This window comes from Caulobacter sp. Root487D2Y, from assembly GCF_001427165.1.
In the GTDB taxonomy this organism is placed as follows: domain Bacteria; phylum Pseudomonadota; class Alphaproteobacteria; order Caulobacterales; family Caulobacteraceae; genus Caulobacter.
Map to the genome: position 1 here is coordinate 65275 of NZ_LMFD01000004.1, position 9863 is coordinate 75137.

Consider the following 9863-nt stretch of genomic DNA (forward strand, 5'->3'; position numbering starts at 1 on the left):
CGCAGACATGCCGGCACAAATATTCGGACCGTCCTACGACTACGTCGATACCCGGCTCGAGGCCGTGTTGCACGACGGTCTGAGCAACGTAATCGCCCACGTTGCCGGCCCGCTTCGCATCGCCCTCGTCCTCTACGTGGTGCTTTATGGCTGGGCCATCATCCGAGGGTCGATCACCGAACCGATCATGGACGGCGTGATCAGGCTCGTGAAGCTCTGCTTTATCTACACCATTGCGACGACAGTGGCTTACAACGCCTTCGTCACAACCCCGCTCTTTACAGACCTGCCCAATTGGTTGGCCGAGGCGATCAGCGGCAGTCCCACCCCTGGGGTTGGTGGTGCGTTCGACGGCTTCTTCAATCGCGGGGGATACCTCGCAACCAAGATTTTCTCGACAGCTTCGATGACCGACCCAGGCCCGTATGTGACCGGCGGCGCAGTGTGGATCGTCACCGCCCTTACCGCCGCGCTAGGCTTTGGAATCGTCATGCTTGCCAAGCTTGCTTTAGCGATCTTGGTCGCGCTTGGCCCGATTTTCATCGCCCTCCTTGTGTTCGAACAGTCCCGCCAGTTCTTCTACGGCTGGCTGAAGCAGAGCGTGAACTATCTCGTCCTCTTCGCCCTGATCATCACCGTGTTTCAGCTCATTCTCGGCTTGGTCGAAGGCCAGTGGGCGAACATCGACGGACAGGCGGATCCTACGGCCGGCGGCCTTTTGTTCATCGCGCTGTCTGCGTTGGGCATGATCTTCTTTCTGCAGACCCCAAATATCGCAGCTGGCATCGCGGGCGGCGCCGCAGCAGGCCTTGGCGATTTCGCCAATGCCGCCCGCGCCATGACCTCTGGCCAGCCCGTGAAATCCATTCCCACCGGCAACGGCGGGAACGGACGCGGCGGCGGCTCGGTCGCTCCATCCTCATCCGGCTCGTCCCGCAACGGCCATCCGCGCCGGTAGCCCCGCGTCATCTGGAGATCCGCGAATGCTTCGTCCAATCGTCCTGACGGCGTGCCTGATCGCTCTCAGCTCCCACTCGGCCGCTATTGCCGGCAAGCCCAAGTCCTGCAGCGGACATAGCCGCCGGCCGGCCAATCCCAACGGATCGGTCCTGCCGGGAACGACGGTTGCCGCGGTCACGGCTCCAATCGCCGCGCCCCCCACGCCCGGGCCAGATGGCCGCCCGGCCCGTGTCCCGGCGCCAAGCACCATCGTTCCGTCGATATCCGGAACCTCGGTCCCGGCTCCCGCCAGGAAGGGCAGAACCAAGAAGGTCTCGGCCCTCGCGCCCGGCCAGTACCCCAGCTGCCAGGAGGTGCTGGGATGACGGGCGTGGCGTCAAATGACCTCAAGGCCTATTTTGACGAGGCTCGGCGCTGGGATCAGGACCGTCTGAAGTCGGCGGAACGGTCCAAGCGCGTGGCCTGGACCGTGGCCATCCTGGCGACCACCGTGGCGATCGCCGCCTCGACAGCTGTCGCGGCGCTCGCGCCCTTGAAGTCCGTCGAGCCCTACGTCGTTCGGGTGAACCAGACGACCGGCTCGGTTGACGTCATGACCGGCCTGACGGGCGAACGGGGCGTCACCTATAACGAAGCGGTCAGCAAATCCTTCCTCGCCCAGTACGTCCGGGCTCGGGAGGGCTACCTCCCTCCGGCCGCGCAAGAAAACTTCCAGTTCGTCACGATCCTCTCGACCCCGGAGGAACAACAGCGCTGGGCCGACCTCTATCGAGCGACCAATCCCCAGAGCCCACAGGTCGTCGTTGGCGCTGCTGGCTCGGCCACGGTCTTGATCCGCAACATCACCTTCATCAACGACAAGGTCGCCAACGTCAGGTTCTCCAAGACGGTCCGCCTCGGCCAAGAGGTCAAGACCACCGACTGGATCGCCACCCTGACCTTTGCCTACACCAAGGCGCCGATGCTTGAGTCAGACCGCATCCGCAACCCGCTCGGGTTCCAGGTCGACAGCTATCGCGCCGACCCGGAGATTTCCCAATGAGGTCGTGCCTGCTCGCCGCCTGCGCCGGCGTCGCCTTCTTTTCCTTCGCAGGAGCCGCTGCGGCGGTTGAGGTCCCCAAGGCGGGGCAGTCGGATCCTCGGGTCAAATGGGTCAACTACGACCCCTGGCAGGTCTATCGCATCATCGGCACATTCCGAACCGCCACCCAGATCGTCTTCGACCCGCGCGAGGAGATCCAGCACGTGGCCCTGGGCGATACGGTGTCGTGGGAGGTCGCGGCAGAGACCAACATCCTCTTCGTCAAGCCGCGCGAAAAGGGCATGCCGACCAATTTGATCGTCACGACCCGTCGTGGCTCGGAACTGCGCAACTACACCTTCGAACTTGGGATCCGTTCGGGCCCGATCACCGCCACCTCGGCCGACACCTATTTCCAGGTCAGGTTCAGATATCCCGACGACGAGCGCGCGGCCCTCGCCAGGACCATCGTTGGCCAAGCCGCCGCCATCGAGGGCGCTCGCACCGGCCTGATGCTGGACCACGCTGTGGTCGAGGGCCCAAGAAACCTCAACTACACGGTCCAAGGCTCCTCACGGATTCAGCCGTCTGAAGTCTCCGACAACGGCCAGTTCACCGTGCTGCGTTTCCCGGCCAACCAGGAGCTGCCCAGCTTCTTCATGACCCTGCCGGACGGATCCGAGAGCCAGGTGCCGTTCGATGTCCGCGACGAGTTCGTGGTTTTGCACACCGTCGCCGCCAAGCTGGTCCTGCGCCGGGGCCGCGAGGTGCTCTGCATCTTCAACGAGGCCGTCACGCCCTACGGCGTCACCCACGGCACGGGCACGGCCTCCGCCAACGTCGATCGCACCATTCGCACGGGTCAATGACGATGACTGATCACCACGACACCAGCACCGGTTCCACTGCGCCTGATGCGCAAGCTGCATCGCCCGCCGACCCGTTCGCAGGGCGACGTGCGGCCGCGGAACACAGCGCCGCACCTCGCTCGACCGATCAAGGCGGCGGCGTCCCGGGCGAACGGGGGATCTCGCCCGTCGCCGGCCGCATGAACACTCCACAAGCCAAGATCGCCGGGATCGCTGGCATGGTCGGCGTGGCGGCCTTGTTGATAGGGGTCACCTGGGATCGAGGCGACGCCAAGCCGACAAAGCCCAAGGACCCGGCCCGGCAAACGGTTCGCTATGACCAGGTCGCCCCGACCGATGCAGCTCCGCTCCCGCCCGCACCGACACTCGCCGCCGGCGCTATCGATCCGGCGACTGGCCAACCCCTCGCGCCTGGACAGGTCGTGCCCGCGCCCGTCGCCGGAGCAGGCGGCTCCGCCTCCAGCGCATCGGCTCCTCGCGAAAGCTTGTCGGACCTCACCCGCCGCGCCCCGCTGGTCGCCTTCAGCCATAGCGGTTCGCCCCCAGCCGGCGGCGCCGCTGGTGGGGCTGAAGCCATCCTCGCCAGCGCGCAAGGCGCGCCCGCCCGGCAGGCGACCGAACTTGAAAACCTGCGACGTGGCTCGGCGATTACCACGGCGCGCGCCACCGTGCTGGGCGATCGCAACTACTTGATCCTGGCCGGCACGCAGATCCCCTGTGTCCTGCAAACGGCGATGGACTCCTCGTTGCCAGGCTACACCACCTGCATCATCCCGCGCGATGTGCTCTCCGACAACGGCCGAGTGGTCCTGTTGGAGAAGGGCACCAAGGTCCTGGGCGAATATCGCGGCGGGATGCAGCGCGGACAGCGTCGGCTCTTCATCCTATGGACCCGGGCCGTCACGCCACGCGGGATCGCCATCGATCTAGCTTCGCCGGGCGCGGACGCCCTGGGACGCAGCGGCTTTGGTGGCGACATCGACAATCGCTTCTTCGAGCGTTTTGGCGCAGCGTTGTTACTGTCTCTGGTCGACGACGGCGTCTATGCCGCCACGGCCGGTAACGGCCGCAACTATCAAAACACCGCCCGTGTGCCCTCCGAGGTCGCCAACACAGCGTTGGAGGGTTCGATCAACATCCCACCGATCCTGCGCAAGAACCAGGGCGAGGACGTCGGGATCATGGTCGCTCAGGACTTCGACTTCTCTGACGTCTACGGCGTGAAGGCGCGATGATCGCCGACAGCTCGGTCCTGCTGCACTACATGCAGCCGCTGCAGCGTCTTCTCGAGCCCGCCGACGTCACCGAGCTGGTGATCAATCGGCCGGGGGAAGTGGGCGTCGAGGGCGCAAAGGGGTGGTCGTGGTTCGAGGTTCCAGAGCTGACCTCGACCTGGTTGGCCACCCTGTCCAACGCGGCGGCTGCCTTTTCACGCCAGGACGTCAACGCCGAGACCCCGATCTGCTCGACGGTCCTGCCGCAAGGCGAGCGCTGCCAAATCGTGCTGCCGCCGGCCGTCCCCGAGGGCACGGTGTCGATCACCATCCGCAAACCCTCCACGGTGACCTTCGGCATGGACGACTTCACCGCGTCGGGTCTCTTCGAGGAGACCATGTTGACCTCGGACGCCCTGGGCGATGACGAACAAGAGCTGCTTCGCCTGCGCGACGAACGCCTATGGCCGGCCTTCTTCGACCTAGCGGTCCGATCCCGAAAAAACATCCTGATCAGCGGCGCCACGGGCTCGGGCAAAACTACCTTCAGCAAGGGCCTGGTTCGGCTGATCCCCGACCACGAGCGGCTTTTGACGATCGAGGACACCCGCGAGCTGACGGTTCCCCATCGCAACGTCGTCCACCTGACCTACTCCAAGGACCAACAGGGCCTGGCCAAGATCGGGCCCAAGCACTTGTTGGAAAGCGCGCTGCGCATGCGGCCCGACCGGATCCTGCTTCAAGAGCTGCGCGACGGCACTGCCTTCTTCTACCTGCGCAACGTCAACTCAGGTCATCCCGGCTCGATCACAACCGTCCACGCCGACTCCGCTGCCTTGGCTTTCGAACAGCTGACCCTGTTGGTCAAGGAATCCGAAGGCGGCCGCGATCTTTCCCGCGATGACATCCGTGGCCTTCTCCACCTGCTGGTCGATGTCGTCGTCCAGATGCGCAAGGTGGACGGCCGTTTCCGAATGACGGAGCTCTATTATGACCCGGTTCGCAAGCGCCACGCCGGCCGGTAAGGCCGCCATCCTAGTCGCCTCGGCGCTCCTGCTGCTGGTGCTGTGGGCGGTGCTCACCACGCTGGGGACCCTGATCGGACTTGGACGCCTTGGCGCGAACGTCGATTTCGCGGCCGTGCCTGGCTGGCTCTGGGTCTATCGCGGCCATCTCCAGGTCCAGCTCTGGTTCAAGGTCTCAGCCTTGGGATCTGGATTGCTCATCTTGATCATCGCGGCGATGGCGGGCTTGCGCATCCGCCGGCCGTTGCATGGCTCCGCGCGCTGGGCCAATGAGGGCGAAATCCGGCGCGAGGGCCTGCGCGCCAAGCAAGGGATCATCCTCGGGCGCAAGGGCGCTGGATACCTGGTCTTCGGCGGAAATGAGCACGTGATGCTCTATGCGCCGACCCGCACCGGCAAGGGTGTCGGCGTGGTGATCCCAAACCTTCTGAACTGGACCGACAGCGTCGTCGTCCTGGATATCAAGAAGGAGAATTGGGACGCGACGGCCGGCTTTCGCGCCAAGCATGGTCAGCAGGTCCTGATGTTCGATCCGCTCGATCCGGAGGGCCGCACGGCCCGCTATAACCCGCTGGCCTACATCGACCGCACGAGCGCGATCGACACCTTGGACGAGCTCCAAAAGCTCGCCACCATGCTCTTTCCTACGCCGGATAAAGGCGATCCCTTCTGGTCGGAGGCCGCCCGGACAGGCTTTGTCGGGGTCGGGGCCTATGTCGCCGAGAGCCCGCAATTGCCGTTCACGATTGGTGAGATCTACCGGCAGCTCACCGGCGGCAATCCCAAGGTCAAGTTCCCCGCCCTGGTCGAGGCCCGCGCCGGCGGCAAGGACGCTCTGTCGCCCGGGGCGGTCAACGCGCTCAACGACTTTTGCTCCGCGTCCGACAACACGTTCGCATCCATCAAGCAGACTATCACCTCGCGCATGAACCTGTGGCTCAATCCGCGGGTCGATGCAGCCACCAGCGCCAGCGATTTTGACCTTCGTGATCTGCGATCCAAGCCGATCTCGATCTATCTGGGTGTCACGCCCGACAACATGGCCCGGGTCGCTCCCCTCTATAATCTCTTCTTCCAGCAACTGGTGGACCTCAACACGCGCGAGTTGCCGGGCGGCGGACGCCACCCCATCCAGGTCCTGGTCCTTCTCGACGAGTTCGCCCGGATCGGGCACGCCTCCGTGATCGCCAAGGGGTTCTCCTACGTTGCCGGCTACGGCCTTCGCCTGTTGCCGGTCCTCCAAAGTCCCTCTCAGCTGCGCGCCGAATACGGTCCCGACGTCGCCGACGAGATCATGACCAACTGCGGCGTCGAGGTCGTCTTCACGCCCAAGGAACTGAAGGTCGCCCAGGACCTCTCCGAGCGCCTCGGCTACTACACGTTCGAGGGACGCTCCAAGTCGCGGCCGACCTATCTGGGTGAGGGCAAGCGCACGACGACAGAGAGCGACCAACGCCGGGCGCTGATGCTTCCCCAGGAGCTGATCCAGATGAGCAAGGACACGCTCATCATCATGCGCGGTGGCATCGCGCCCATTCGAGCCTCCAAGATCTATTTCTTCAAGAACGCCGACTTCACCAAGCGCCTGTTGCCGCCTCCGCCGATCACGCCCTTGGCGTCGGCCGGGCCTGCCGGACAGCCACCCGCAAATTCGGACGATCGCCTGGACGCCATCACCGCCGACTTGGCGGCCCTCAGCCAAACCGTCAATGAGATCCACGCGCGCGTGGTCGAGCGCGCCCTGACCGTGAGCGAAGCCGCCGGCGACGCGGAGCTGGACCTGGGCGCGATCTCGCTGGAGCTGGACGCCATCGACATGGACGACCTTCCGGCCGGCGCCACCGAGGCAGAATCCGAAGACTGGATCAACCGCTACATCAACTCGGGGCTCTTGGAAGAAGCGATCGAACGCTAACGCGCAAAGGAGGCCGCCATGGCCGATAACATCGACACCCCTGCCGACGCTCCCGTGACCGCGATCACGCCGCCGCCAAACCTGGCACCTGCCGAAGCGACGAGCGCGGCGGGACCCGAGATGGAAAACACCATCTCGCCGTCCGCTGAACTGGACTTGCCGTTGCCTGTCGAGCGGGCCAGCGACTACGCCACCGAGCCAGAGGATATCGCCTACGAGCGCTCGATCGACGAGGCCGAGCGCATCGGCATCGCTTTGGCCGAGGCCCGGCTGCGGCGTGAAGACGAGACCGAGCGCCCCCTGACCGCCGAGCCCGTGCTTCAAAACAGCAAGGCCGAAACCCCAGAACCTGACAAGGCCGCCCCCTCCCCTCCCCCGTCCGAAGCCACCGCCGAACCGGCCCCGGCCAACGATGACGGACCTCACCGTTTCTCGGTCGAGCGCGGCGACGTCCCCGACGCTGTCAAGCGCCGCTATTTGACCGAAGAGCCACAGTTTGCGCCCGAGGTCCGGTTCTTCACCGACGCCACGGGCAAGGAGGCCGCGTTCCGCGACACAGGCGACAAGCTCCTGGCGCGCCAGACGAACGCCGAGGTGATCAAGGACTTGGTCGCCATCGCTGAGCATCGCGGCTGGACCGCCATCGACGTTCGCGGCGAAGACGCCTTCCGGCGGGAGGTGTGGATGCAGGCCCGCGCCGAAGGCTTGGAGGTGCGTGGCTACAAGCCAACCGAACGGGACCTCCAAGAGCTTGATAGCCGCCTGTCGGCCCGGGACACCAATTCGGTGTCGCCGGCGCGCGACAGAGCGCCCCAGGACCCTGATGCAGCCGGCCGGACCGGCGGCAGCGGCGAACCGCCCCCCGCGCCAAAGCCCGTCCAGGAACGGCTGGATTACGATAAGGGCGTCACGGGTAAGCTGCTCGAGAGTGGCCAGGCGCCATACCGTCATCGCTCTGGTCAGGAACTGACGCCGTTCGTTAGGGTGGAACTGGCGAGCGGACGGCAGGTGGAAGTTTGGGGCGTCGGTTTGCCGGCGGCTCTGGAGAAGTCCGGCGCCGCGACCGGCGAGGAGATCACACTGCGGCGGGACGGCGTCGAGCGGGTCATTCGAACCTTGGAGGTTCGCGACAAGGTCTCAGGCGAACTTTCACTTCAGCAGCGAGAAGTGCCCCGCAACAAGTGGTCCATCGACGCTGATCGGTTTCGCGCCGCAAGCCCCGGCCAAGCGGCCAAGGACCCTGAACTCAACGCGGCTCAAAGCCGGCTCGCGGTCGTGACGGCGATCGTTAAGGACCGTCATGCCGACCCAACTGTGCAGGACCGATTGATCGCCGGCGCCAAGGAAAAGATCGCTGACCATATCGAGCGCGGCGCGCGCTTTGAGGCCGCCAAGGTGCGAGAGCCTGGCGGGCGTTCGGCGGACCAGTCCAATACGGATCGGATGCCGCATCCTACCGCGCAGCCATCGCCTTCCAAATCTGGGCCGGAACGAACGAGGGGACGGTAGGTGTGAAGGGTTCAACCTTGAACGAGTTTGCACGTGCAAACTCCAACCCGCCGCATCCGATCGATGTCAGCGTTGGTCGCCAGCTGCGCCAGGCCCGTAAGGCGCGTGGCCTGAGCCAGGCCTCGCTCGGTGAGGCGATCGGCATCAGCTTCCAGCAAGTTCAAAAATATGAGCGCGGAGACAACCGGGTCTCCGCCTCCAAGCTTGCGGAGGCGGCGCTCTTTTTCCAAGTGCCGATCCAGTATTTCTTTTCGGAGATCGCCGAGTTGCTCGCGGGCCCGGCCGGCGCGCTTGACCCGGTAGTAGCGGCCTTGGCGGCGGACACGCGGGCCATGGCGTTGCTGTTGGCCTGGCGCCGGCTTCCTCCAGCTCGCCGCAAGCTGATCACCGATCTGATCAACGCGACGATCCAGGACGAGGTCTAAGGACCTCGTCCGCCGGCGTCCGCTGAACAAGTTTGCACGTGCAAACCTAGCGACCTCGCGACCGATCCTTGCCTGGGCCTCGGCTCTTTTCAGTCACGGCCTTGGCAGGCTCGATCTGCTTGCCGCCTTCAACCAGCGTCCTGGCCAGCGTGACACGCCGACTGACCGGAGCCGGCATGGCTTTGACGAACGCCTCCACCGAACGACCAAGCGCCTGGTCACGCGGATCGACCGACGCCTCCAGCACCTTGGCCGCGGCCCTATAGGACGAACGCACCTGAGCCTGACGTTGGCGCATGCTGTCGTCCCAAGGCTGAGCCTTTCCTCCGCTGCGCGCTAGGCTCTCGGCTTCCCGCCGCGCCTCCCGCAGAACCCGGGGTTCGTTCTGGCCCGTCCGCTCGAAGCGCTCGCGCGCCTTACGCACCGGTGTCCGCTCGGGCTTTTGCGTGATCCCGCGCGCGCGGCGCGGTGTTGCCTCCGCTTCGATCCCGCGCCCACGAAGTTCGCTGGCGAACCGCTCACGCCAATCGGCCAAATCCGCCTTCTTGGGATTGAGCCGCTCGCCGCCAACCCCCAGCGATCGAACGCTGAGATGAACGTGGGGCTGCTCGCCCTTGGCGTCCTGGTGGAAGGCGAACACATAAGGATAGGTCTCGCCAAACTCGGCCCGGGCAAAGGCGCGGACCGCATCCTTCATGCGCTCGGGATCGGTCCCCACCGGCATCGACAGCACGATCGACACCGACATCGTGCTGTTGGCGCGTCGGCGGCTGTCGCTTTCGCCCGACGCCGCCCAATCCAGCGCCAGCTCTTTGACGCCATCCCGGCCATGGACGAACGCGCCGTCCGACTGCTCCAGATCAAGCTCCCCCTTCCGAGAGATGTAATCTAGGTGCGCGCCAAGGTGCTCGCCGTCCTTGGTCTT

General features: G+C 65.3%; 9 protein-coding genes. 8 read left to right on the top strand and 1 reads right to left on the bottom strand.

The window, feature by feature from the left end; all coding sequences use genetic code 11:
• Window positions 1-7 precede the first annotated feature (7 nt).
• From ASD38_RS06735 to ASD38_RS06770, 8 genes are all read left to right on the top strand, one after another.
• Window positions 8-958 (top strand): type IV secretion system protein, encoded by a 951-nt coding sequence (locus tag ASD38_RS06735; protein WP_056438721.1) that lies wholly within the window; start codon window positions 8-10, stop codon window positions 956-958.
• A 363-nt stretch (window positions 959-1321) separates the two neighbouring features.
• Entirely contained in the window at window positions 1322-2002 is a 681-nt protein-coding gene (locus ASD38_RS06740) for a virB8 family protein (protein ID WP_056438725.1), read from the top strand.
• On the top strand, window positions 1999-2850 hold the full coding sequence (locus ASD38_RS06745) for a TrbG/VirB9 family P-type conjugative transfer protein (RefSeq protein WP_056438727.1): 852 nt from the start codon (window positions 1999-2001) through the stop codon (window positions 2848-2850). Before ASD38_RS06740 ends, ASD38_RS06745 begins: the two co-directional genes overlap by 4 nt.
• 2 nt (window positions 2851-2852) lie before the next feature.
• Window positions 2853-4085, top strand: a complete 1233-nt coding sequence (gene virB10, locus ASD38_RS06750) for a type IV secretion system protein VirB10 (protein ID WP_200945997.1) — start codon at window positions 2853-2855, stop codon at window positions 4083-4085.
• Window positions 4082-5089, top strand: coding sequence for a P-type DNA transfer ATPase VirB11 (gene virB11, locus ASD38_RS06755; protein ID WP_235523783.1), 1008 nt, complete (start codon window positions 4082-4084; stop codon window positions 5087-5089). Before virB10 ends, virB11 begins: the two co-directional genes overlap by 4 nt.
• On the top strand, window positions 5055-7004 hold the full coding sequence (locus ASD38_RS06760; RefSeq protein ID WP_056438730.1) for a type IV secretory system conjugative DNA transfer family protein: 1950 nt from the start codon (window positions 5055-5057) through the stop codon (window positions 7002-7004). The genes virB11 and ASD38_RS06760 overlap by 35 nt, the downstream gene beginning before the upstream one ends.
• 18 nt (window positions 7005-7022) lie before the next feature.
• Entirely contained in the window at window positions 7023-8513 is a 1491-nt protein-coding gene (locus tag ASD38_RS06765; RefSeq protein WP_056458754.1) for an LPD7 domain-containing protein, read from the top strand.
• A 17-nt stretch (window positions 8514-8530) separates the two neighbouring features.
• A complete protein-coding gene (locus tag ASD38_RS06770) occupies window positions 8531-8938 on the top strand; it encodes a helix-turn-helix domain-containing protein (RefSeq protein WP_056438734.1) in 408 nt (135 codons plus the stop codon).
• 46 nt (window positions 8939-8984) lie between these two features.
• Here the strand turns inward: ASD38_RS06770 and ASD38_RS24165 are convergent.
• The coding region (locus ASD38_RS24165) for a relaxase/mobilization nuclease domain-containing protein (RefSeq protein WP_056458757.1) at window positions 8985-9863 on the bottom strand (879 nt) is incomplete at its 5' end.

What these genes read in the sequence shown, in the direction of transcription:
- ASD38_RS06735 (WP_056438721.1), top strand. Translation starts at nt 8, where the DNA reads ATGCCGGCACAAATATTCGGACCGTCCTACGACTACGTCGATACCCGG.
- virB11 (WP_235523783.1), top strand. Translation starts at nt 4,082, where the DNA reads ATGATCGCCGACAGCTCGGTCCTGCTGCACTACATGCAGCCGCTGCAG.
- ASD38_RS06740 (WP_056438725.1), top strand. Translation starts at nt 1,322, where the DNA reads ATGACGGGCGTGGCGTCAAATGACCTCAAGGCCTATTTTGACGAGGCT.
- ASD38_RS06765 (WP_056458754.1), top strand. Translation starts at nt 7,023, where the DNA reads ATGGCCGATAACATCGACACCCCTGCCGACGCTCCCGTGACCGCGATC.
- ASD38_RS06760 (WP_056438730.1), top strand. Translation starts at nt 5,055, where the DNA reads ATGACCCGGTTCGCAAGCGCCACGCCGGCCGGTAAGGCCGCCATCCTA.
- ASD38_RS06745 (WP_056438727.1), top strand. Translation starts at nt 1,999, where the DNA reads ATGAGGTCGTGCCTGCTCGCCGCCTGCGCCGGCGTCGCCTTCTTTTCC.
- virB10 (WP_200945997.1), top strand. Translation starts at nt 2,853, where the DNA reads ATGACTGATCACCACGACACCAGCACCGGTTCCACTGCGCCTGATGCG.